The sequence below is a fragment of the Bradyrhizobium sp. CW1 genome (genome assembly GCF_023100665.1).
GTDB lineage: Bacteria > Pseudomonadota > Alphaproteobacteria > Rhizobiales > Xanthobacteraceae > Bradyrhizobium > Bradyrhizobium canariense_D.
In genome coordinates, this window is sequence record NZ_CP064684.1 from 2,832,498 (window position 1) to 2,856,191 (window position 23,694).

At 64.7% G+C, this 23,694-nt stretch carries 22 protein-coding genes; 17 read left to right on the forward strand and 5 right to left on the reverse strand.

The window, feature by feature from the left end; all coding sequences use genetic code 11:
• Nucleotide 1: 1 nt before the first annotated feature.
• Together IVB54_RS13695 and IVB54_RS13700 are read left to right on the forward strand one after the other, a co-directional pair.
• Complete coding sequence (locus tag IVB54_RS13695) at nt 2–1,222, forward strand: glycosyltransferase family 4 protein (protein WP_247455127.1); 1,221 nt, start codon at nt 2–4, stop codon at nt 1,220–1,222.
• The gene (locus IVB54_RS13700; protein ID WP_247297116.1) at nt 1,219–2,166 is read left to right on the forward strand and encodes an NAD-dependent epimerase/dehydratase family protein; all 948 of its coding nucleotides are present in this window, start codon (nt 1,219–1,221) and stop codon (nt 2,164–2,166) included. The genes IVB54_RS13695 and IVB54_RS13700 overlap by 4 nt, the downstream gene beginning before the upstream one ends.
• Here IVB54_RS13700 and IVB54_RS13705 read toward each other — a convergent pair.
• Entirely contained in the window at nt 2,154–3,173 is a 1,020-nt protein-coding gene (locus IVB54_RS13705; protein ID WP_247297117.1) for a glycosyltransferase family 4 protein, read from the reverse strand. The genes IVB54_RS13700 and IVB54_RS13705 overlap by 13 nt on opposite strands.
• Nucleotides 3,170–4,129, reverse strand: a complete 960-nt coding sequence (locus IVB54_RS13710) for a lysylphosphatidylglycerol synthase transmembrane domain-containing protein (protein WP_247297118.1) — start codon at nt 4,127–4,129, stop codon at nt 3,170–3,172. The genes IVB54_RS13705 and IVB54_RS13710 overlap by 4 nt, the downstream gene beginning before the upstream one ends.
• 300 nt (nt 4,130–4,429) lie before the next feature.
• Here IVB54_RS13710 and IVB54_RS13715 point away from each other — a divergent pair, with 300 nt between their 5' ends.
• From IVB54_RS13715 to IVB54_RS13760, 10 genes are all read left to right on the forward strand, one after another.
• The gene (locus IVB54_RS13715; protein WP_247297119.1) at nt 4,430–4,621 is read left to right on the forward strand and encodes a hypothetical protein; all 192 of its coding nucleotides are present in this window, start codon (nt 4,430–4,432) and stop codon (nt 4,619–4,621) included.
• A 7-nt stretch (nt 4,622–4,628) separates the two neighbouring features.
• Nucleotides 4,629–6,041, forward strand: a complete 1,413-nt coding sequence (locus IVB54_RS13720; RefSeq protein WP_247297120.1) for a mannose-1-phosphate guanylyltransferase/mannose-6-phosphate isomerase — start codon at nt 4,629–4,631, stop codon at nt 6,039–6,041.
• 184 nt (nt 6,042–6,225) lie between these two features.
• Complete coding sequence (locus IVB54_RS13725) at nt 6,226–7,230, forward strand: Gfo/Idh/MocA family oxidoreductase (RefSeq protein ID WP_247455124.1); 1,005 nt, start codon at nt 6,226–6,228, stop codon at nt 7,228–7,230.
• A 39-nt stretch (nt 7,231–7,269) separates the two neighbouring features.
• Nucleotides 7,270–8,421, forward strand: coding sequence for a DegT/DnrJ/EryC1/StrS family aminotransferase (locus IVB54_RS13730; RefSeq protein ID WP_247455238.1), 1,152 nt, complete (start codon nt 7,270–7,272; stop codon nt 8,419–8,421).
• 43 nt (nt 8,422–8,464) lie between these two features.
• Nucleotides 8,465–9,991 carry a murein biosynthesis integral membrane protein MurJ gene (murJ, locus tag IVB54_RS13735; RefSeq protein ID WP_018457510.1) on the forward strand — a complete coding sequence of 509 codons (1,527 nt, stop codon included), beginning with the start codon at nt 8,465–8,467 and terminating at the stop codon, nt 9,989–9,991.
• A gap of 163 nt (nt 9,992–10,154) precedes the next feature.
• A complete protein-coding gene (locus tag IVB54_RS13740; RefSeq protein WP_085348818.1) occupies nt 10,155–10,571 on the forward strand; it encodes an SRPBCC family protein in 417 nt (138 codons plus the stop codon).
• Nucleotides 10,572–10,856: 285 nt separating this feature from the next.
• Complete coding sequence (locus IVB54_RS13745; protein WP_247455123.1) at nt 10,857–11,135, forward strand: DUF1127 domain-containing protein; 279 nt, start codon at nt 10,857–10,859, stop codon at nt 11,133–11,135.
• Between the two features lie 278 nt (nt 11,136–11,413).
• Nucleotides 11,414–13,723: a xanthine dehydrogenase family protein molybdopterin-binding subunit gene (locus tag IVB54_RS13750; protein WP_204511774.1), complete on the forward strand. Its 2,310-nt coding sequence runs from the start codon at nt 11,414–11,416 to the stop codon at nt 13,721–13,723.
• Nucleotides 13,724–13,811: 88 nt separating this feature from the next.
• Entirely contained in the window at nt 13,812–14,258 is a 447-nt protein-coding gene (locus tag IVB54_RS13755; protein WP_247297131.1) for a cytochrome c, read from the forward strand.
• A 288-nt stretch (nt 14,259–14,546) separates the two neighbouring features.
• On the forward strand, nt 14,547–15,842 hold the full coding sequence (locus tag IVB54_RS13760) for a cystathionine gamma-synthase family protein (protein WP_247455121.1): 1,296 nt from the start codon (nt 14,547–14,549) through the stop codon (nt 15,840–15,842).
• Nucleotides 15,843–15,920: 78 nt separating this feature from the next.
• Here the strand turns inward: IVB54_RS13760 and IVB54_RS13765 are convergent, their stop codons facing one another.
• Nucleotides 15,921–16,337, reverse strand: coding sequence for a CHRD domain-containing protein (locus tag IVB54_RS13765; RefSeq protein ID WP_007602019.1), 417 nt, complete (start codon nt 16,335–16,337; stop codon nt 15,921–15,923).
• Between the two features lie 155 nt (nt 16,338–16,492).
• Between IVB54_RS13765 and IVB54_RS13770 the strand changes: the two genes are divergently transcribed.
• On the forward strand, nt 16,493–17,422 hold the full coding sequence (locus IVB54_RS13770) for a cytochrome c (RefSeq protein WP_247455118.1): 930 nt from the start codon (nt 16,493–16,495) through the stop codon (nt 17,420–17,422).
• A gap of 24 nt (nt 17,423–17,446) precedes the next feature.
• Here the strand turns inward: IVB54_RS13770 and IVB54_RS13775 are convergent, their stop codons facing one another.
• Nucleotides 17,447–17,692 (reverse strand): Lrp/AsnC family transcriptional regulator, encoded by a 246-nt coding sequence (locus IVB54_RS13775; protein WP_007602021.1) that lies wholly within the window; start codon nt 17,690–17,692, stop codon nt 17,447–17,449.
• A 129-nt stretch (nt 17,693–17,821) separates the two neighbouring features.
• Between IVB54_RS13775 and thiD the strand changes: the two genes are divergently transcribed.
• The 4 genes from thiD (at nt 17,822) to IVB54_RS13795 (ending at nt 21,745) form a co-directional block, all read left to right on the forward strand.
• On the forward strand, nt 17,822–18,622 hold the full coding sequence (thiD, locus tag IVB54_RS13780) for a bifunctional hydroxymethylpyrimidine kinase/phosphomethylpyrimidine kinase (RefSeq protein WP_247361715.1): 801 nt from the start codon (nt 17,822–17,824) through the stop codon (nt 18,620–18,622).
• Nucleotides 18,623–18,828: 206 nt separating this feature from the next.
• Complete coding sequence (locus IVB54_RS13785; protein WP_085348823.1) at nt 18,829–19,641, forward strand: UDP-2,3-diacylglucosamine diphosphatase; 813 nt, start codon at nt 18,829–18,831, stop codon at nt 19,639–19,641.
• Nucleotides 19,642–19,654: 13 nt separating this feature from the next.
• Nucleotides 19,655–20,698 carry a glycosyltransferase family 1 protein gene (locus tag IVB54_RS13790; RefSeq protein WP_247392539.1) on the forward strand — a complete coding sequence of 348 codons (1,044 nt, stop codon included), beginning with the start codon at nt 19,655–19,657 and terminating at the stop codon, nt 20,696–20,698.
• A gap of 63 nt (nt 20,699–20,761) precedes the next feature.
• Nucleotides 20,762–21,745, forward strand: a complete 984-nt coding sequence (locus IVB54_RS13795) for a threonine/serine dehydratase (RefSeq protein ID WP_085348824.1) — start codon at nt 20,762–20,764, stop codon at nt 21,743–21,745.
• 72 nt (nt 21,746–21,817) lie between these two features.
• Here the strand turns inward: IVB54_RS13795 and IVB54_RS13800 are convergent, their stop codons facing one another.
• Nucleotides 21,818–23,620 (reverse strand): caspase family protein, encoded by a 1,803-nt coding sequence (locus IVB54_RS13800; protein ID WP_018457524.1) that lies wholly within the window; start codon nt 23,618–23,620, stop codon nt 21,818–21,820.
• Between the last annotated feature and the right edge of the window lie 74 nt (nt 23,621–23,694).

The following is a 23,694-nucleotide window of genomic DNA, read 5'->3' on the forward strand; positions in this document are numbered from 1 at the left end:
CATGCAGCCTCGAGGCAAGATCGTCGTGGCGAGCCAGCATTACCCGCCTGATCCGAGCACGACGGCGGCGATCATGGCCGAGATCGCCTGCCGCATCGCCGGGGATCACGAGGTCGTGGTGTTGTCGGGCTCATCAGGCGCGTTGCCGGCCTCGCAGGCCGGCCCGGGCAAGCCGCGGATAATCGCCGTCAAGAACCGGATGGCGGGCAAGGCGGCGCTGGTGCGGCGCGGCGCCTCCGAGCTGCTGTTCGCGGTGCGTACGTTTCTGGCGCTGACACGGGAGCTGAGGCGAGGTGACGTCGTGCTTACCGTCACCGCACCGTTCATGCTGCCTTACGCGGTCGCGGCGGCGGCGAGGCTGAAGGGCGCGCGCTCGGCGCTGATCATGCACGACCTCTTCCCGGACGTACTGGTGATGGCGGGCCTGCTGAAGCCCGGTTCGATCGTGACCATGACGATGCGCGCCGCCAACAGCCTGATGTTCCGCGCGCTCAATGCCGTCATCACCATCGGCCGCGATGCGGAACGGCCGCTGCTGAGCTATTCCGGCATGACGCGGAACAAGATCCGCTTCATCCCGAACTGGGGGACGCTTGTGGCCGCACCCCGGCCGGTGACGGCGGATAATCCGTTCCGCAAAGCGCTCTCGGCGGATTTCGTTGTCGGCCTGTCGGGCAATCTCGGCTTCACCCATGATCCGGAGATCGTGTTCGAGGCGGCGCGTCTTTTGAGGGCCGAGCCTGATATCCACTTCCTGCTCTCCGGCTGGGGCATCGGCTTCGAGCGGTTGAAGCAGTTGCAGGCCGACGCGAACTTGCCCAATGTCTCCTTCGTCGGGCGGGTCGAGGATGCCGAGCTCGAGGCATTGCTGGCGGCGGCCAATCTCTGGATCATTCCGTACCGGAAGGACGTTGCGGGGGTATCGGTGCCGAGCCGGTTCTACAATCTGCTGGCGGTCGGCCGTCCCGTGGTGCTGGTCTCGGAGCCGGAGGCCGAGGCCGCGTTGACGGTGGTGGAGAACGGGCTGGGCTGGGTGGTGACGCCGGGCCGTGCCGATCAACTGGCCGAGGCGATCCGCGCGGCGTCTCGCTCCGACGGTGTCGCCATTGCGGATCGCGCGGTAAAGGCGGCGGCGAAATTCGATCGCGTCACCGCGATGAACGCCTACGCTGCCCTGGTCGACGAATTGTTGCGCAACCCCGAACTGGCGGAGCAACGATGAACAAGCGCAAGCCAGTCGTGCTGGTGACGGGTGCGAGCGGTTTCGTCGGCCGTCATGTCGTGCCCGCACTGGCGCACGAGGGGTGGTCGGTCCGCCGCGCGGTGCGCAGATCGGAAGGCATGGACGACGAGGTCGTGATCGAAACGATCGGGCCTGAAACCGACTGGCAGGCGGCGCTTGAAGGCGTCGATGCCGTGGTTCATCTCGCCGCCCGGGTGCATCACAAGCACGAGGAGCATGCGGTCCAGCTCTATCGCAACGTCAACATTGCCGGCACGCTGCACCTGGCGCGCAGCGCGGCGACGGCCGGGGTGCGCCAGTTCATCTTCATCAGCACCGTTCTCGTGCACGGTCGCACCAATGACGGCCGCGCGCCGTTCAGCGAGGACGATGTCCTGACGCCGCGCGGTCTCTACGGCATGTCCAAGGCCGCGGCCGAAGCGGGCTTGAAGACGCTGGCGCGCGACAGCGCCATGAAGATCTCGGTGATCAGGCCGCCGCTGGTCTATGGTGCGGGCGCCAAGGGCAATTTCGCGCTGCTGACGCGTGCCGTGAGCCTCGGGCTGCCGCTGCCCTTTGCCACGATCCGCAATCACCGCGCCTTCCTTGCCGTGCAGAACCTGTCGTCGTTCATCCTGCGCCGGCTTTCTCATCCAGATCCCGCGAGCAATTTCGAGATCTTCCTGGTGGCCGATATCGAGCAGGTCTCGACGCCCGAGTTCATCGCGCGTCTGGCCAAGGCTGCCGGCAAGAACTCGCGGCTGTTCGGCATGCCGCCGGACCTGCTCGGGACGCTGCTGAGAGTGATGGGCCGGCAGGATACGCATGACAGCCTGATCGGCTCGCTCGAGCTCAACCTCGCCAAGGCGATTGCGACCGGGTGGCAGCCCCAGGTGTCTCTCGACGAGGGGCTGCGGCTGGCGCTGGTGGCTCAGGACGCCTGACGGCGGGAGAACCGCCGCAGCACGATGCCGGTCGCGATTGCGCCCGCCAGCAGCGCGGTCAGCGTGATCGTCAGCGAGCCGGCGCGAGCGGTGGCGATGGCAAGCCCCGCGAGCACGAGATTGAGCGCGAACACCTCGCCGATCACGCGGGAGACCGTGAAGCCGTGGTCGGTGGCGCGCTGGTAGAAATGCGAGCGATGCGCCGACCAGAATTGCTCGCGCCTGGTGATGCGCCAGAACAGCGTGATGGTGGAATCCACGAGGTAATAGGCCGGCAGCAACAGCGCCGCGGCGGGCTGCCCGCGCCAGGCGAGCTCGAGCAGGCACCAGCCGAGCAAAAGGCCGATCGGCAGGCTGCCGACATCGCCCAGGAAGACTTTTGCGATCGGCTTGTTGAACGGCGCAAAGCCGAGCATGGCGCCGCACAGCGCCGCGGCGATCAGCGCGGCCGGCCACGACAGATCGCCGAGCAGTCCCAGCAGCAGCAGCGCCGCGGTGACCGGCACCACTTCCGCCACCGTCATCAGGTCGAGCCCGTCCATGAAGTTGACGAGGTTCACGAACCACACGCCCGCCAGCAGGATCAGTCCGCGCTCCAGCCCGAGCGGCAGCGCCGGCACTATGCGCGCGGTCTCGGGCGTGGTGAACACGACGGCGCCGACGGCTGCGGCCTGCAGCACGAGCCGTACCAGCACCGGCAGCGACTTGATGTCGTCGGCAAATCCGACCACGGCGATCAAGACGGTCGCAGCGATCAGCGCCGGCGGAATCGCGACGTTCGCCCAGACTGCCCAGGCTGATGCGACCAGCAGCGTCGCTGATATCACGGCGATGCCCGCACCCTGCGGGGTCGGGATGCGATGAGAGGACCGCGCGTTGGGCCGCGCCAATGCGTAACGCTGGAGCAGGGGGCGGCTGGTCCAGGTGATGACGCCCGACACCAGCGCGGCAATCGCAACGGCAAGCAGCGAGGGGACGGCGCCGAGCGCATCGATGGCCGCGCTCACTGCGGCACCCCGAGCGGCGCCGATCCCTGCGCGGCTTTCTCGGCGCTGAGGATCCAGACCAGACCGCCGATCGCGCCGACGATGAAGTACACGGCGCCGAACAGCAGCGAGACGTTGACGCCCTCGTTTGCGGCCAGGCCCGCGAAGCCGAACGCGAGGCCCATGGTGGCTTCCCGCACGCCCCAGCCGGCGATCGAGATCGGCATCATCGTGATCAGCATCACCGGCGGCACCAGCATAAAGACGTCGCTGAATCCGACCGGCGCGGCGATCGACTGCACGACGCACCAGGCGACCACGACGGCCAGCACATGCACGGCGAGCGACAGGATCACGACGGCCGGTCCGCGCGAGCGGCTGAAGATCACGCGGTTGGCGATCACGGCACAGGCGTGGATGTGATGCGTGGCCCACCAGGTTTTCAGCCAGTGCCATTTCAGCGCGCCGAAGACCAGAAAGCCGAGGCCACCCGCGAGCGCCGCGAGGTCGACGAGCAGCAGCGCCGAGCGCCCGTGCGGATCAGCGATGAGGCCGTAGCTCCAGGGCAGGCTCGCGACGATCATGATCGCGAGCGCGATCAAACCGATCGCGCGGTCGACGAAGATCGAGTAGGTCGCAGCGCGCCAGCCGGCGCCGGCGCGCGCGACGAGCCACAGCCGGACCGCATCGCCGCCGATCGCCGAGGGCAAGGTCTGGTTGAAGAACGATCCGATTACGTTGTAACGCATGGCCCGGCCGAGCTCGAGCGGGGCGCCGCATGCGGCGCTGATCTCGCGCCAACGCAACACGCCGACGAAGATTTGCAGGAACGTAACGGCGATCGCCAAGCCGATCCAGAACAGGCTGGTCACGGTGAAGCGCGAAAACAGTTCGGACAGATCGACCTTGCGCAGCGCCAGGTATAGCAGCGCTCCGGAAATCAGGATCTTGGCCGTCGACAGCAGGATTCGGCGCATTTCGCCCGCATGAACAAGGGTTTTGAAGCAACCCGACGCAAGGCGCCGAATTCGGCCGCTTTGGTATGGTTTTGGCGCCGATCTTGCAATAGCGGTGATCAGGAGCCCGCATGCAGGGCGGCCGGCTATTGCGGCCCCGTCGATGCGGAGGCTAAAGAGGCGCCGCGGGCGAAAGATCGAGCGACGGATCGGGCGAAGCGGTCCTGGGGAACAGGATGAGGGATCACCGCAGATCGTCCGGCTGCCGCAAATGCGCCGTCTAAGGTCTACAATGTCGGCGACCACCACCCGGAAGAGCTGATGCAGGTCGTCGGAGTTCTGGAGCCGGAGCTGGGTCGGACGGCGATCAAAGAATTGCCGCCGAGAGACCTTTTGGAAACGTCCGCGGATGTCGAGGATCTGATGCGCGATACCGGCTTTGCACCGTCAACGCCGATCGCGCACGGAATTCGTAATTTTGTCACCTGGTATCGGAACGACCTCAAGGTTTGAAATGACGATGGACAAACGCATTATCCCCCTGATCATGTGCGGCGGTGCCGGAACGCGGCTGTGGCCGGCTTCGCGCGAGGTGCGGCCCAAGCAGTTCCTGCCGCTGTTCGGCACGCGCTCGACCTTCCAGGATACGCTGTTGCGCGTCTCGGAGGCCTCGCTGTTCGATCGCCCGATCGTCATCACCAATGCCTCCTACCGCTTCATGGTGCTGGAGCAGCTCGCCGAAATCGGCATTGAGGCCGACGTGATCCTCGAGCCGATGCGGCGCGATTCCGGGCCTGCGATCGCAGCTGGCGCGGTGTTCGCACAGAACCGCGCCAGTGAGGCGATCGTGCTCGCGCTCGCCGCCGACCATGTGGTGCAGGACAATGCGGCCTTCGTCGCGGCGTGCCGCCAAGGCCTCACCGCCGCGAACGCCGGGCGCATCGTCACGTTTGGCGTCAAGCCGGAGCGGCCGGCGACCGAATACGGTTATATCAGCCCGGGCGAGGTCATCTCAGGCGAGGTGCACGCGGTCGCGCGCTTTGTCGAGAAGCCGGATGCGGTGAAGGCAGCCGACTACGTCAATTCCGGCTATCTCTGGAACAGCGGCAACTTCATGTTTCCGGCCAGCGTCCTGCTGGACGAATACCGCAAGGTCGATGCGGCGAGCGTGGAGACCATCTCCAATGCCGTGACCAATGCCGGCCGCGATCTCGGCTTCGTGACGCTGGAGCCCGAGGCGTTCGGCGCGGCCAAGGCGATCTCGATCGACTATGCGGTGATGGAGAAGACCGCGCGCGCCGCGGTCGTGCCGGTGTCCTGCGGCTGGTCCGACGTCGGCTCCTGGCACGCGGTGTGGGAATTGTCGGACAAGGACGCGCAAGGCAATGCTTCGCATGGCAGTGCGGTGTTCGAGGATTCCCGCAACTGTAACGTCACCACCGACTCTGCGCTGGTCGCGCTCGAAGGTGTCGACGATCTCATCGTGGTGGCGACCGCGGACGCAGTGCTGGTCTCGCGTCAGAAGGATGCCAACGGGCTCAAGCGGCTGGTCACGAAACTCAAGGCGGTCGCGCCGAAGGTCACCGAGGAGCACCTCAAGGTGCATCGGCCCTGGGGCAGTTACCAGTCGGTCGACAATGGCGAGCGCCACCAGGTCAAGCGCATCGTGGTGAAGCCGGGCGGACGTCTGTCGCTGCAGAAGCACCATCATCGCGCCGAGCACTGGATCGTGGTCCGCGGCACCGCCCGCGTCACCGTCAACGACACCGTCAAAAGCGTGCACGAGAACGAGTCCATCTACATCCCGATGGGCGCGGTGCACCGGATGGAGAATCCCGGTAAAATCATGCTGGAGCTGATCGAGGTCCAGACGGGAAGCTATCTCGGGGAAGACGACATCATCCGGATTGAAGACGACTATCAAAGGTCGTAACCACCACACTCCGAATCACGCGACCCGGGCCAAAAGAGTGGTCTCTTCCAGAGGCTTAAGGCCCGGGAAACGTGTAACTTTTTGAATCAAATCGTGTCCGGACCGCTAGCTCCGCACTCGCCACAAATGTGGCGTCCGTGCTAGAAGCCCCCCGGGGATTTGCGTTGAATCGGGGTTTGCTCACATGAGTTCCACAGGATCTGCACCGGCAAAGGCCGGCTTGCGCGTCGGCGTCATTGGCGCCGGCGTGATGGGCAGCAACCACGCGCGCGTGCTCGCGGGTCTTCCCGGTGTCAGCCTCGTCGGCGTCGTCGATCCTTCGCCGGCACATCGCACGCGGGCGATGGAGCTTGCCAATTGCGCGAGCTTCGAGACGCTCGACCAGCTCTTGGCCGAAGGCGTCGATGCCGTCACCATTGCGGCGCCGACTCATCTGCATCACGAGATCTCGCTCGCCTGCATCGCCAAGAACATCCACGTGATGGTCGAGAAGCCGATTGCGTCCACGGTCGCGGAAGGCCGCGAGATCGTCACGGCTGCGCAAAAGGCCGGCGTGACGCTGATGGTCGGCCATGTCGAGCGCTTCAATCCAGCCGTTGCCGCCGTCAAGCAGGCGATCGCGGGCGAGGATATTCTGTCGATCGCGATCACGCGCGTCGGCCCATTCCCGCCGCGCATGTCCAATGTCGGCGTCGTCATCGATCTTGCCGTGCACGACATCGATCTCATCCGCTGGTTCACCGAGTCCGACATCGTCGAGGTGCAGCCGCAATTGTCGAGCGCGGTCGCCGAGCGCGAGGACATCGCGCTCTTGCAGTTCCGCACCGCCAACGGCGTGCTCGCGCACATCAACACCAACTGGCTGACGCCGTTCAAGGCGCGCAGCGTCACGGTCGCGACCCGCGGCAAATACGTGATGGGCGATCTCCTGACGCGCCAGGTCACCGAATGTTTCGGCTTCAAGCCTGACGGCAGCTATTCGATGCGGCATCTGCCTGTCGGCCATGACGAGCCGCTCCGCGCCGAACTGATCGCGTTCCTCAAGGCCGTGCGCAACGGCGAGACGCCGGCGGTCACCGGCGACGAAGGCGTCGCCAGCCTCGAGATCGCGACGCAGTGCCTGGAAACGCCGTCGCGGCCCGCCGCCAAGTCGTCCGCCCTCAAGGGCCCGCGCCGCGTCGCCGGCTGATCCCATTCCATGTTGACCGATCAAAACCCGCAAGGCGCCATGAACCAGCATCTGCGTTCCGAACCCATTCCCTTCATCGACGTCGCCTCGCAGCGCCGCCGGCTCGGCGACTCGCTCGATGCCGCCGTGAAGCGCGTTCTCGATCATTGTCAGTTCGTCAACGGCCCTGAAGTCGCCGAGCTCGAGAAGCAGCTTGCGGCCTATTGCGGCGCCAAGCACGTCATCGGCTGCGCCAGCGGCACCGATGCGATCCTGATGGTGATGATGGCGAAGAATGTCGGGCCGGGCGACGCCGTGCTGTGTCCGTCCTTCACCTTCATCGCGACGGCTTCGCCCGTGGCCCGGACCGGCGCGACGCCGGTTTATGTCGACGTCGACGAGACCACCTTCAACATGAGCCCGGAATCGTTCAAGCGCGGCATCGCGACCGCCCGCAAGGCCGGCCTCAAGCCGGTCGCGGTGATTCCGGTCGATTTGTTCGGCCAGCCGGCCGATCACGACGCCATCGCGGAGATCGCCAAGGCCGAAGGCCTGTTCGTGCTCGATGACGCTGCGCAGGGTTTTGGCGCGAGCTACAAGGGCCGCAAGCTCGGCACCTTTGGGCTCGCCACTGCGACCAGCTTCTTTCCCGCGAAGCCGCTCGGCTGCTTCGGTGACGGCGGCGCGATCTTCACCGATGACGACGAGCTCGCGGCGACGCTGCGCAGCATCCGCGTGCACGGGCAGGGCGTCGACAAATACGACAACGTCCGCCTCGGCCTGACCGGCCGGCTCGACACCATGCAGGCCGCGATCCTGATCGAGAAGCTGAAGATCTTCGACGACGAGATCGCCGCCCGCAACAAGGTCGCGGAGCGCTACGCACGCGGTCTCAGCAATGTGGTCACGGTGCCGCGCGTGGCGCGCGGCAATACGTCGGTCTGGGCGCAGTACACGATCCGCCTCCCTGAGGGTACCGACCGCGACGGCTTTGCCGCCGCGCTGAAGGCCCAGGGCGTGCCGACGGCGATCTACTACGGCAAGTCGATGCATCAGCAGACGGCCTACAAGCAGTACCCGGTCGCCGAGGGCGGCCTGCCGGGCTGCGAGAGCCTGTCGCAGGACGTCATCAGCCTGCCGATGCATGCCTATTTGACCGAAGCCGATCAGGAGCGAATGATCGCGGCCGTGCGCGGCGCGCTTTCAGCCTGATTTCCCCGTTTTGCTGCGCGAGCTCTTCCTTTAGAAGGGAACGATGCTCGGACGTATCTTCACGGTTGGTGGCTACACGCTGCTCTCGCGGCTGACGGGGTTTGCCCGCGACATCATGCTTGCCGCGATTCTCGGCGCCGGCCCCGTGGCCGACGCCTTTTTCGTGGCGCTGCGGCTGCCCAACCATTTCCGTGCGATCTTCGCCGAGGGCGCCTTCAACGCCGCCTGGGTGCCGGCCTATGCGCACGTGCACGGTGAGCGCGGGGAGGGGGCGGCAAGATTGTTCGCCGACCGCATCTTCACGCTGCTGCTGGCCTCGCAGGTGGTGCTGCTGATCGTCGCCTGGGTGTTCATGCCGCAGGCCATGAGCATTTTGGCGCCCGGCTTTTCCGAGGACGCCGAGCAGCGCAAGCTCGCGATCGAGCTGACCCGGATCACCTTTCCCTATCTGCTGCTGATCACGCTGGTGACGCTCTACGGCGGCATGCTCAACGTGATGCAGCGCTTCGCGAGCGCCGCAGCCGCGTCGATCTTCCTCAACATCTCGATGATGATGACGCTGGCGCTCGCCGCATGGTTTCCCGGCGCGGGCCACGCTGCCGCATGGGGTGTCCTGATCTCGGGTTTTTTGCAGTATTTCCTGCTCGCCGGCGATCTCGCCCGCCATGGCGGCCTGCCGCGCTTTGCGCCGCTCAAGCTCGACGAAGACGTCCGCGCATTCTTTAAAGCACTCGGGCCGGCGACGCTGGGCTCGATGGGCACGCAGCTCGCGCTGTTTGCCGACACCATCATCGCGACTTTCCTGCCGGCGGGCGCGCTGTCGGCGCTGTATTACGCCGACCGTCTCAACCAGCTCCCGATCGGCGTGATCGGCATTGCCATCGGCACGGTGCTGCTGCCGGAGATGTCGCGGCGGATCACGGCCAACGACCAAGACGGTGCGATGAAGGCGCAGCGCCGCGCGTTCGATTTCACGCTGCTGTTCTCGGTGCCGTTCGTCGCCGCCTTCCTCACCGTGCCCGACGCGATCATGCGCGCGCTGTTCGCCCGTGGTGCGTTCTCGAAAGCCGATGCCGCCGCTGCCGGCGCCACGCTCGCGGCCTATGCCATCGGCCTGATCCCCTTCGTACTGATCCGCAGCGCGGTCGCGACCTTCTACGCGCGCAAGGACACGGCGACGCCGGTGCGGGCGTCGCTGACGGGCATCGCGGTCAACGTCGCCTTGAAAATTGCCTTGATGGGATCGCTGGCCCAGATCGGGCTTGCGCTGGCCACTGCCGTCGGCGTCTGGACCAACCTGCTACTGGTGCTGTTCTTCGCGGTGCGGCGAGGCTTTCTCGTGCCGGACCGCGCCTGGCTGTTGTCGCTCGCCAAATTCCTGCTGACCGGGCTCATCCTGGCCGCCGCCTTCTGGCTCATCGCGCGCTTCAGCAGTCCTTCGTTGGGCTCGATGCACTTCCGGGACGAATTGACGCTGCTTCTGCTGGCCGTCGGAGGTACGATCGTCTATGCGCTCGCCATCCTTGCGCTGTTCGGGCGCCGCTGGCTGGTCTCACTGGTGCGGGGTTAACTTTTTCATATTTTCAACGCATTGACGGCTCGAGCTTGTCGGCACGGGCCAGTCTGGATCGTCCTTGGATGGACACATCTCGGAAGTGCGGCGGATGGACCCTGCACACGTGACGTGATGCCGTCACCTCGAGCCGGCAAAATTCGAACCAGGAGCACTGTTTATGAGGATCACCGTCGAAACCAACGTAGCAGCCCCTATCGATCAGGTCTGGCGCGCTTATACGACGCCTGCCGACATCATGAAGTGGAACGCCGCGTCCGACGACTGGCATACGACCAAGGCGACCGTCGACCTGCGAGAAGGCGGTGTCTTCTCATCGCGCATGGAGGCCAAGGACGGCAGCATGGGCTTTGACTTCGCCGGTACCTACACGAAAATCGTCGAGCACAAGCGTATCGAATACGCGTTCGGCGAGCGAAATGCCGAAGTCGAGTTTGTGCCCGGCCCGAAGGGCATTCTGGTTCGCGTGGTCTTCGATGGCGAATCGACGCACTCGGTCGAGCAGCAGCAAGGCGGTTGGCAGGCAATCCTCGACAACTTCGCACGATACGTGGAAGCGAAGCAGACGAAGTCCTGAGGCGTGTGTAGGGGCAAGAAAGCGCCAGAATAAGGGGCTCGCTTCCAGGGTGCAACCGACCTCCACACATCTCTTGATTTTGCGCGATTGCTATGATAATCGCAACGCATGATCAAATCAGTGCGCAAACTCAACCGCAACCACATGACCCGCTTCGGCCGGGCCGTGGAAGGAGTCGCGCGCTAGAAATTCGACGACGACATCTTTTCACCAGGCCCCGCCGGCATCGGACGGGGCCTTTTGTTTGGCCACGCTTCCCTGCCGGCACAACAGCAGGAGCGTCCCATGCCACCCCAACAGACGATCATGACATCCGAGACGGAGAGGCTCCCCCTCGAGCTTGCCTCGACGTGGAGCATCCCAGGCTTGCTCGCGCGATACTGGCGTGCGCTCCAGGACTGGCGCTGGCGGCAGGGCCCACAAATCGCCTTGCGGGACCTGAGTGACCGGGAGCTGATGGATATCGGCCTGACGCGCGGCGAGATCGACTACATCTCGCCGGAACGGGCTATCGATAGGCTGAGGGATCACGCCAGAGATCTATGGAGCCGCGGGGGGATGTAACTGATGAGCCATCCGAAGCGGAGATGCGCTTTGCGAGCAAGCAGCCGTCAGCACGGCTGCTTGTTCTCAGGCGTGGACTGCGGGCGGGTTCGGCAACTATCATGCCATCAAGCGGACCGTTCCTCACGGCGAAATGACCGAGTTGCGGCGCTCCCGTTCCATCCTGCTCTGACAGGTGAGGGCGGTGGACGGTTTTCGCATGGCTAAACCCGTTTGCCTTGCCAGTTTTTCCACGGCAATATGCCGGCAAAACAACCATGAGAAACGGGACGAGAAAAATGGCGGCTCCCATCAAGTTTGGCGTTGGCCAAAGCGTGTTGCGCAAGGAGGATGACGCGCTCATCCGCGGCAAGGGCCGCTATACCGACGATTATGCGCCGCAGGCCGTGCTTCACGCCCTGATGCTGCGCTCGCCGCATGCGCATGCCAAATACACCATCGATGCGAGCCGCGCCCGCACCCTTCCCGGCGTCGCGCTGATCCTGACCGCCGATGACGTTGGGGATCTCGGCAATCTGCCCTGCCTGTTCAATCTCGAGACCGATCCCTTCACCGGGCCGCCTTACCCGATCCTCGCCAAGGACGAAGTGCGCCATGTCGGCGATTCCATCGCCTTCGTGGTCGCCGAGACCATCGACCAGGCCCGCGACGCGATCGAGGCGATCGAGGTCAAATGGAGCCCGCTGCCGGCGGTGACCGGTGTCGTCAATGCCGTGAAGAAGGGCGCGCCGCAGGTCTGGCCGGACAAGCCCGGCAACGTGCTGTTCGACGTCTCGATCGGTGACAAGAAAGCGACCGAAGCGGCGTTTGCCAAAGCGCATGCGGTGGCCGAGATCTCGATCGTCAATCCGCGCGTGGTCGCGAACTTCATGGAGACGCGCGCGGCGGTGTGCGAATACGACGCCAAGCGCGACCATCTGACGCTGACGGTCGGCAGCCAGGGCAGCCATCGCCTGCGCGATATCCTCTGCCAGAACGTGCTCAACATTCCGACCGACAAGATGCGGGTGATCTGCCCCGACGTCGGCGGCGGCTTCGGCACCAAGCTGTTTCCCTATCGGGAATACGCCCTGTTGGCAGTCGCCGCGCGAAAGCTGAAGAAGGCGGTGAAATGGGCCGCCGACCGTACCGAGCATTTCATGGGCGACGCGCAGGGCCGCGACAACGTCACCACCGCGAAGATGGCGCTGGCCGAGGACGGCAAGTTCCTGGCGATGGATTGCGACCTGATGGGCGACATGGGTGCCTATTTGTCGACCTTCGGGCCCTATATCCCGCATGGCGGCGCCGGCATGCTGCCGGGCCTCTACGACATCCAGGCGTTCCACTGCCGGGTGCGTACCATCTTCACCAACAGCGTGCCGGTCGATGCCTATCGCGGCGCCGGGCGGCCCGAGGCTGCTTACGTCATCGAACGTCTCGTGGACGCCTGCGCGCGAAAACTCGACATGACGGTGGATGCCATCCGCCGCAAGAATTTCATCCAGCCGAAGGCGCTGCCCTACAAGACCGCGACCGGCAAAGTCTACGATTCCGGCGACTTCGCCGCGCATCTGAAGCGCGCGATGGAGATCGCCGATTGGAAGGAGTTTGGCAAGCGCGCCAAGGCGGCCAAGAAGAACGGCCTGATCCGCGGCATCGGACTTGCGAGCTATGTCGAGGTCTGCGGCACCATGGGCGAGGAGACCGCCAATGTGCGGATGGACCCCAATGGCGATATCACGGTCCTGATCGGCACCCAGTCGAGCGGGCAGGGCCACCAGACCGCCTATGCGCAGATCGTTGCCGAGCAGTTCGGCGTGGCGCCCGAGCGCGTGCACGTCCACCAGGGCGACACCGACATGATCGCCACGGGCCTCGGCACCGGCGGCTCGGCTTCGATCCCGTCGGGCGGTGTCAGCGTCGAGCGCGCGACCCGCGAGCTCGGGCAGAAGCTGAAGGAAATCGCGGCCCAGGCGCTGGAAGCCAGCGCCGGCGACCTCGAGATCACCGACGGCATCGTGCGCATCGCCGGCACCGACCGCTCGATCTCGTTCACTGATCTCGCCAAGCGGCCCGGCGCGGATCCCTCGAAGCTGAACGCGAGCGCGACCTTCGCCAGCGCCGACGGCACCTATCCCAACGGCACCCATGTCGCCGAGGTCGAGATCGATCCGGCCACCGGCATCATCAAAATCGTCAACTACGTGATCGTCGACGATTTCGGCATGACGCTCAATCCGCTGCTGCTGGCCGGCCAGGTCCATGGCGGCGCCATGCAGGGCATCGGCCAGGCGTTGATGGAGCAGGTGGTCTATGGCGCGGGCGATGGCCAGCTCGTCACCGCGACCTTCATGGACTACGCGCTGCCGCGCGCCGCGGACGGGCCGGCCTTCGTGTTCGAGACCGCCAACGTTCCCTGCAAGACCAATCCGCTGGGGGTGAAGGGCGCGGGCGAGGCCGGTGCGATCGGGTCCTGCCCGGCGGTCGTCAACGCCATCGTCGACGGGCTCTGGCGCGAATACAAGATCGACCACATCGACATGCCGGCGACCCCGGAACGGGTGTGGATCGCCATCAACGAGCACCATCGCCGTCACAGCCTGTGACAATCTTCCACGGGAATGAAATCTGCCGAGCGGTGTTGGCCCATTGAGGGGTCAGCACGATCCTGCATCAAGGAAAGGGATTTTGCGAATGAAGCGAGTGTTGGTGGTTGGGGGTGCGCTCCTGCTCGGTATGGGCGCGGTTTGGGCACAACAGGACGCCGTCAAGGAAGTGCAGACTCTCATGAAGGGCAACGGCAAGAACGCCGGCGCAGTGGCGGCCATGGTCAAGGGCGAGAAGCCCTATGATCAGGCCACTGTGGACAGCGCGCTGGCGCAGTTCGAGGACACCGCCAAGAAGCTGCCGCACCTGTTTCCGGCGAGCGCAAAGGGCATGAAGCCCGAGGGCGACTACAGCGCCTCGCCGAAGATCTGGGAGGACAAGGCCGGGTTCGATGCGAAGGTCGCGAGCTTCGCCAAGGTCGTCGGCGAGGCCAAGGGCAAGATCAAGGATCTCGACTCGCTCAAGGCGAATTTCCCCGCGGTCGGCAAGGAATGCGGCGGCTGCCACGAGACGTTTCGTGTGAAGAACGGTTGACGGAAGAAAAAGATTCGTAGCCCGGATTGCGCTTCGCTCCATCCGGGCTACTGGGAATCGGGAAAAAGCGGTTGCGAAAGCAGCCGCTTTTTTCATGTCGGCGCGCAGCGCTGCTGGAAATTCTATCCGCAAGGCCTGACGGATCGCTACCGGAGCAGCTATCTTTGCTCCAGCCGCCGCGGCATTGGCGTGAGCTTTGACGCTGACGCATCTCGCTCCTGACTGCGTCACGACATCAGGAGTTCCAACCCGCGGCGAGCGCCTCAATCAGCAACAGCGAGACAAGCCATGGTAAAACCGTTCCCGTCTAAGACGCACATCGGCAACCATATGCTGCATCCGGAAACGCTAATGCTGACCTATGGCTACGATCCTCAATTGTCGGAAGGCGCGGTCAAGCCGCCGGTGTTCCTGACCTCGACCTTCGTGTTCAAGACGGCCGAGGACGGGCAGGACTTCTTCGATTTCGTCTCCGGCCGGCGTGAGCCGCCGGAAGGGATGGGCGCGGGCCTGGTCTATTCGCGTTTCAATCACCCCAACAGCGAAATCGTCGAGGACAGGCTCGCGATCTACGAGCGCACCGAGAGCTGTGCGCTGTTCTCATCCGGCATGGCGGCCATCGCGACCACGATCCTGGCGTTCGTCCGCCCCGGCGACGTCATTCTGCACTCCCAGCCGCTCTACGGCGGCACGGAAACGCTGCTGACGAATACGCTTGCGCGTCTGTCGATCGGCGCCGTCGGCTTCGCCGATGGCGTCGATGAAGCCGTGGTCAGCCAGGCCGCGGAGGAGGCCATGCGCAAGGGCCGGGTTTCGATGATCCTGATCGAGACCCCGGCCAACCCGACCAACGGGCTGGTCGACATCGCGATGATGCGGCGTGTCGCCGACACCATCGGAAAGGCGCAAGGACACGTTCCGATCATCGCCTGCGACAATACGCTGCTCGGGCCGGTGTTTCAGCGACCGATCGAGCACGGCGCCGATATTTCCCTGTACTCGCTCACGAAATATGTCGGCGGTCATTCAGATCTGATCGCGGGCGCCGCGCTCGGCGCGAAGGCGGTGGTGAAAGGCATCAAGGCGCTGCGGGGCGCCATCGGCACCCAGCTCGATCCGCATTCCTGCTGGATGATCAACCGCTCGCTCGAGACGCTGAGCCTGCGCATGGAAAAGGCGGATGCGAATGCGCGCCTCGTGGCGGACTATCTGCGCGATCATCCCAAAGTGGCCAAGGTGCACTATCTCGGTCATCACGACGCGGCGTCGCCGGACGGACTTGTGTTTGCACGGCAATGCTCGGGGGCGGGGTCCACGTTCTCGTTCGACATCGTCGGCGGCAAGGCCGCCGCCATGAAATTCCTCAACGCGCTGCAAATCCTCAAGCTGGCGGTGAGCCTTGGTGGAACGGAGTCGCTTGCGAGCCTGCCTGCCACCATGACCCACTCCGGCGTCCCCGCTGACATCCGCCGGAAGATCGGCGTGCTCGATTCCACGATCCGGCTGTCGATCGGCATCGAGCACCCGTCGGATTTGATCGCCGACCTCGCGCAGGCGCTGAACGCAGCCGAACCTGAGGTGTGACGCCTGCGCCAGCGCTACGCGGAATCGAAAAGGGCGGTTGCGCAAGCAGCCGCCCCTTTTGTTGGATCGCTCGAAAGCTTACTTCGTCACCTGACCGCGGATCTCGCCGCCCGGATTGGCCGCGGTGTGGATGTTGACGTAGAGTTTGCCGCCGAGCAGATCGGCGGCCTGCGCGTCGGTCAGCGTCGCCGAGCCCTCGGCCGGGCTGGTGGCAGCGCCTGGGATCGGGATCGCAACGCCGGCGTTCTTGCCGGGCTCGGCAGGTCCGTGGAAATGCGCGGCGGTGGCGGGCCCGGACAGGCCGGAATAGGTGACCTTCCAGGACAGCTTCTTGCTGGCGGCGTCGTAATCCAGATCGGCCGTTCCGGTGCCGCTGCTCGTCGTTGCGGGGACCTCGGACTTGGCGTCGAGCGTTGCTTTCAGCTTTTCGGCGCTGGCCGAACCCGCAAAAGCAACGGCGCCAAGCACTGACATGGCGATGACGATCTTGTTCATGATTTTTCTCCCTGCTGAACCCGTTTGGGCTGCCAAACTTCCAACAGCCGGTATTGCAGTTTATTCCCGTTTCATGCTGCGGTGGGCTAAATTCTTCGTGGCTGGAGCCGCGAGGACATCGGTCATAAGCTTCGCCGCGACGACGAAAGGACCGCATGTTGCGACGAACAATCTCCGTGGCGCTGCTCGCCGCACTCGCCACAGCCGGCGTCTATTGGTGGCTCAGCGCGCCGGTGGGGGCGGCGGTCGGCACCGCGCCCGCCCGCGTCCCTGATCTTGCCAATGGCCAGCTGATGTTCAACGCCGGCGGCTGCGCCTCATGCCATGCCGTCCCCGACCAGCCCGATCGTCTCAGGCTCGGCGGCGGCGTCGCGATCAAGTCGCCGTTCGGAACGTTCTATGCGCCGAACATCTCGTCCGATCCGACCGACGGCATCGGCAAATGGAACGATGCCGAATTCGTCAATGCGGTGATGCACGGGGTCTCGCCGGACGGAGGGCATTATTTTCCGGCCTTTCCCTATACGTCCTATCAGCACGCCAGGCGCGAGGACGTGCTCGATCTCTTTGCGTACCTGAAAACGCTGCCGGCCGTCGCAGGCAAGGTGCGCGACCACGACGTGCCCTTTCCGTTCAACATCCGGCGCAACGTCGGCATCTGGAAATTCTTATTTCTGGACGACAAGCCCTTCGTCCCCGACAGCGCGAAGTCGCCGCAGTGGAATCGCGGCGCCTATCTCGTCAACAGTTTTGGCCATTGCGCGGAATGCCACAGCCCGCGCAACACGCTTGGCGGCATCATGGCCGGACAACGCTTCGCCGGCGGTCCCAATCCGGAAGGCGAGGGATGGGTGCCCAACATCACCCAGAAGGGCCTCGGCGAGTGGAGCGCGAAGGATATTACCTATTTCCTGAAGACCGGCGAATTGCCCGACGGCGACAGCGTCGGCGGCGCGATGACGCGGGTGATCAAGAACACCTCGCAACTGCCGGACGACGATCTCGCGGCGATGGCGGACTATCTCAAATCGCTGCCGCCGGTGGACGGTCCGCCGCGTCCCAAGCGCAAGGAGGGCGGCACCTGATCGGGCCTGCCCTTTTTCGGACGGTCAACTCGCGCCAAACGCCTTGAAGGTGATGATGGTGAGGGTGTCCTGGATGCCGGGCAGCACCTGCACCTTCTCGTTGACGAAGTGGCCGATATCGGTGTCGTTGTCGACGTAGAACTTCACCAGCAGGTCGTATTGACCGGCCGTGGAATAGATCTCGGAGGCGATCTCGGCTTCGGCAAGCGCATTGGCGACCACATAGGATTGGCCGAGCTTGCATTTGATCTGGACGAAAAAGGGAACCATCGCGGTCACTCCGAAAGCATATCTGACGGCTAATAGGCCAAACCCGGCCGGATTTAGCAAGCGAACTTGCTGGGCTGGGAGAGGCGCGCTAGGACGGGCCATGGCTTCGAAAACGCTGAAGAGCGCCCCATGACGACACCCGTAGCGCTGACCATTGCCGGCTCCGATTCGAGCGGAGGCGCCGGCATCCAGGCCGACCTGAAGACCTTTGCCGCGCTCGGCGTTTTTGGCGCTTCCGCCATCACGGCGCTGACGGCGCAGAACACCCGCGGCGTCACCGGCATTCACGCCGTGCCCGCCGAATTCGTCACCGCGCAGATCGACGCGGTGTTTTCCGATCTCGAGGTCGGCGCGGTCAAGATCGGCATGGTGGCGCAAGCCGCCAGCATCGATGCGATCGCGGCCGCGCTGTCGCGCTGGGCGCCCGGGCATATCGTGCTCGATCCCGTGATGGTGGCGACGTCGGGCGATCGCCTGCTCGCGTCCGATGCCGTCGATGCCCTGCGCATCAAGCTGATGCCGCTGGCCTCGGTGATCACACCCAATCTGCCCGAGGCCGCGGCTCTGCTCGACGAGCCGGTCGCGGCCAGCGAGGCCGAGATCGAAAGCCAGGGGCGCCGGCTGCTGGCGCTCGGCAGTCGTGCGGTCCTGATCAAGGGCGGCCACGGCGAGGGCGCCGAGAGTATCGATTATCTCGTCGATGCCAGCACCACGATCGCGCTCGCCGCGCCGCGCGTTGCCACAAGCAACACCCATGGCACCGGCTGCTCGCTGTCCTCGGCGGTCGCCGCAGGGCTCGCCAGAGGCGAAGATCTCGAGCGCGCCGTGCGCAACGCCAAGACCTGGATCAGCGCGGCGATCGCCGCCGCCGACCGCTTCAGCGTCGGCCACGGACACGGCCCGATCCATCATTTCCATAAATTTTACTGAACGCCGCTCGCGAGCGCGCCACCGCTAGTCCGTCCCGCCATGCAGCTCCGGGTTCTTGCGGAGGGCGCTGCGACGCCATGTCGCCTGATTGTCGCATGCGACTGATATTCGCGGGGTGGGCGAGGCAAGCGCGATTCGTATCTGAGGGTGCCTCAAGGGTTCGATTGGTCATCCCCCTGTCACGGGACATTGTTACAGGCTGGCGCATGGGAAGTTACGATGTGAGTGACGAGAGCCCGGAGCGGCGCTTTCGCACGTTGTTCATCTCCGACGTTCATCTCGGAGCCCGCGGTTCTCAAGCCGATCTTCTGCTCGATTTCCTGCGTTTCCATGATGCCGACACGATCTATCTCGTCGGCGATATCGTCGACGGCTGGGCGCTGAAATCGAGCTGGCATTGGCCGCAATCGCATAACGACCTCGTCCAGAAGCTTTTGCGCAAGGCGCGCAAGGGCGCCAAGGTCATCTACATCCCCGGCAATCACGACGAGTTCCTGCGCAACTATTACGGCACGCATTTCGGCGGCATCGACGTGGTCGAGAACACCGTCCACACCGGCGCGGACGGCAAGCGGTATCTCGTCATCCACGGCGACATCTTCGACCTCGTGGTGCAGAACGCACGCTGGCTGGCCCATCTCGGCGACAAGGCCTACGATTTCGCGATCCAGCTCAATCGTTTCGTCAACTTCTTTAGGCGCATGTTCAAGGTGCCGTATTGGTCGCTGTCGCAATGGGCCAAGCAGAAGGTCAAGAACGCGGTCAACTATATCGGCGCATTCGAGCAGGCACTCGCTGCCGAGGCACGGCGCCACGACGCCGACGGCGTGATCTGCGGCCACATCCATTACGCGGTGATCCGCGACGAGGGCGGCATCCGCTACATGAATTGCGGCGACTGGGTCGAGAGCTGCACGGCACTGGTCGAGCACGACGAGGGCCATTTCGAGATCATCACCTGGGCGAACCAGGCCGAGAAGCCGGCACAGGTCCCGCAGATCGCAGCCAAAGCCGCATGACAAGGGCAGCCTGATGCGCATCCTGGTCGCGACCGACGCCTGGCACCCGCAAGTCAACGGTGTGGTTCGGACGCTGACCAAGCTTGCCGACGCCGCCAAAAGTCTCGACGTCGAATTCTCGTTCCTGACGCCGCAATGGTTCCGCACCTTTGCGATGCCGAGCTATCGGGACGTGCGGGTGGCCATGCCGCGCCCGGGCAGAATCGCGAAGCTGATCGAAGAGGCGCGCCCGGACAGCATCCACATCGCGACGGAGGGGCCGATCGGCCTGATGGTCCGCCGCTATTGCCGGCAGCGCAAGCTGCCCTTCACGACCAGCTTCCACACCCGCTTTCCCGAATATGTCCGCGCCCGCGTGCCGGTGCCGGGCTCGCTGATCTGGCGGGCGCTGCGCCGATTTCACAGCCCCAGCCGCGCCGTGATGGCGGCAACGCCGGCGCTCGCCAGCGAGCTGACCGAGCGCGGCTTCCACAATGTCGTGCTGTGGCCTCGCGGCGTCGACACCCATTTGTTCCATCCCCGAGCGATCGATCTCTGCCTGCCGGCGCCGGTGTTCCTCTCGGTCGGCCGCGTCGCGGTGGAGAAGAATCTCGAGGCATTCCTCGACCTCGAGCTGCCCGGCACCAAGGTGATCGTAGGTGACGGCCCGGCGCGTGTCGCGCTGGAGGAGGCCTATCCGGACGCGATCTTCCTCGGCGAAAAGCACGGCGAGGAGCTGGCGGACATCTATGCTGCGGCCGACGTCTTCGTATTTCCGAGCAAGACCGACACGTTCGGCCTGGTCCTGCTCGAAGCGCTGGCGAGCGGCCTGCCGGTCGCGGCCTTCCCGGTGAAGGGCCCCCGCGACGTGATCGGCGATGCGCCGGTTGGCGCGCTCGATCACGATCTGCGCAGCGCCTGCTTTGCCGCGCTCGACATCTCCCGGCAGGACTGCGTGGAATTCGCCGCCAACTACACCTGGGAGGCCTCGGCCCGGGCTTTTATCGACAGCATTTTGGCCGTCGGCGCGGTGCTGCCCGGCCGAAACGGGGCAGAGCCGGCGCGATTCGTCGCCTGAGAGCCCAAAGCCTCGCGCGGAGATGCCTTGCCCGCGCCTCATCCGGCGCGATAACATTCAGGCATGACAGAACAGCTTCTCCCGATCGGCCCTGCCGATATCGACGCCGCAGCACGCGTAATCGCACCCTTCGCCGTCCGCACCCCGCTGTTGTCCTTTCCCGTGCTCAACGAGCGTGTCGGTGCAAAGGTCTATCTCAAGCCGGAGATGCTCCAGCGCACCGGCTCGTTCAAGTTTCGCGGTGCCTTCAACAAGGTCGCCTCGATCCCGCAGGACAAGCGCGCCGGCGGCGTGGTCGCGTTCTCCTCCGGCAACCACGCCCAGGGCGTGGCGGCGGCGGCAAAGATCCTCGACATGCAGGCGACCATCGTGATGCCCGCGGATGCGCCGTTGTCAAAGCGCGAGCGTACCAAATCCTACGGTGCCGAGGTCGTGCTGTACGACCGCGACCGCGACGACCGCGAGGCGATCTCGCGCGGCATCGCCGAGAAGCGCGGCGCGACGCTGGTCAGGCCCTATGACGATCCCTTCGTGATCGCCGGTCAAGGCACGGCCGGCCGCGAGATCGCCGAGGACATGGCGGCACTCGGTCTCGCTCCTGACATCGTGGTAGCGCCGGCCTCCGGCGGCGGTCTGATCGCGGGCGTCGCGACGGCCGTGAAGGCACGCTTTCCGTTGGCCCAAATCGTCGTCGCCGAGCCCGAGGCATTCGACGATCATAGCCTTTCGCTGACCGCGGGCCATCGCGAGCCGCACGCACCCGCCGGCCGCACCATATGCGATGCGCTGATGGCCCTGATCCCCGGCGAGATGACGTTTGCGATCAACAGCAAGCTGCTCGCGCGCGGCGTCACCGCCTCGGACAAGGAAGTCGGCGCGGCCGTCGCCTTTGCCTATCGCGAGCTGAAGCTCGTGGTCGAACCGGGCGGAGCGGTCGGCCTGGCGGCGCTGCTTGCGGGACGACTTGATGTTGCCGGCAAGAATGTCGTCATCGTGCTCTCCGGCGGCAATGTCGACGCTGATCTGTTTGCCGAGCTGGTGGCCTGATAATCAATCTTCTGACATCAAGAAGGGCAGAGCGTCACCGCTCTGCCCTTTGTCGTGTGTGGCCGACCGCGATCAGTGCATGAAGCCGCGGTGGTTGTTGCCGCCGTTGCCACCCTGGCTCTGGTTCATCGACTGCCGGAAATTGTTGCTGCCGTTGTTGACGATCCGGTTGGTCTCATTGAACTGCGGGTGGTTGTTGTTCTGCACCTGCACCTTGTTCACGGGGTTGTTGCTGATCTTCGCCCCGTTGTTGATGCGGATCGGGTTGTTCTGCGTCTGAACGTTGACGGGCTTCGTATCGATGGTCGTGCCGCCCTTGCCGACATTGACCGGCATGCTCACGATCTTGCCAGGATTGCCACTGGTTGTGCCGTTGGCAGTACCATTCGGCGTCTTGTTGGTCGCAGGCAGCGTCACGATCTTGCCGATGCCGCCATTGTTGTTGGTGGTGTTGGTCGGCGCAGGCAGGGTCACGATCTTGCCCGGGGTCTGCGACGGCGTGCCGTTCTGCTGGTTGGGCTGGTTGTTGCCCGCGGGCAGGTTGACGATCTGGCCGACATGTCCGAGCTTGCCGATGCCGTTGTTGTCGCCCGACTTCTGCACGATCGGCAAATTGCCGTTCACTTGCGCGCCGCCATTACCCTGCTGCAGCGGCATGTATTTGGGCTGGCCGAGATTGCCGATCTTGAAGGTCGGGGCGATATTCTGCGGCGCCAGGAACTTGGTCGCCTGCATCAAGGGGATCTGCTTCGGCTGCATCTGGAGCTTCAGCGCGACCTGCGCATAGGGCGTGTTGCCGTAGCTGTCGTAGAAGTTCTTGTAGCCGAGCGGCGAGTTCGCGAGCACCGCCTTGTGCCAGGCCTGCGTGAGCAGCAGGTTGTTGAGCAGCCAGCGGACGTGATCGCACAGCGGGTCGTGCGGATACATCGTGATGAATTCCTGATAGTACTCCGGCCGTGCTTCGGACACGACGTAGTCATAGGCCTGGCGCGTCGAGCGGCTCGGCAGATTGGAGGCCATCTGCACCACAGGCGCATTCACCGGTGCGCGGCTGGCGGCAACCGCGGTGTCGCCGAAGAAGGTGAAGTCGGACGTGAGCGACGAGCTCTCCCACGGGATCTGCGCGCCGCTGGTGGTCTGGTTCACTTCGAGGCGCACGCGCTTGAACAGCTGCTCGATCGGCACGTTGGGCTCGCGCGCGACGTTCAGGAAGGCCTGCGTGTAGGGGCTGTGGCCGCCGGTGCCGTCCTGCGCTTCGGCGCCCGGCGCGGTCGAGTAGCCGACGATCGAGCCGTTCGGGGCATCGACGATGGCTAGGCCGCGGCCGGCATCGTTCACGTTCGGGAACGGGTTATTGCGGCAGGCATCGAGAATGACGATGCGCATACGGCTCGGGATCGTCTCCAGCGTCGACATCACGTCGACCAGGCGGACGGAGTTGTTGACGAGTTCGGTCTGGCTCGAGACCTTGGCGTCGACCGGAACGAGGTAGTTCTCGCCGGCGAGTTGCACGCCGTGGCCGGCATAGTAGACCATCGCCACCGTGTTCGGACCACGCGCCGACACTTTGGCGGAGAAGTCCTGGACGACGCGGAGCATGTCGTTCTGAGTCAGGTCGGTCGCGGCGACCACTTCGAAGCCGGCGGAGTTCAGGAACTTCGCCATGGACTCCGCGTCGTTGTCCGGATTGGCGAGCTGCGGCGCGTTCTGATAGTTCGAATTGCCGATCACCAGCGCGACACGCTGTTCCGGGCCTTGCAGCGCGGTAGGGGCCGGCTCGACCGGGGCGACTTGCGCGGAAACTGGGCCGCAGGCAAAGCCGAACAGGCTCCCCAGCAGGCTAGCCGTCATCAGGAAAGGTTTTAGGCGGAACATGGCGTGCTCCTTTGGCACTGATCTCGATACGAGATTGGTTGCCGGCAAACTTGGCCGCGTTCGAGTTTGATGTC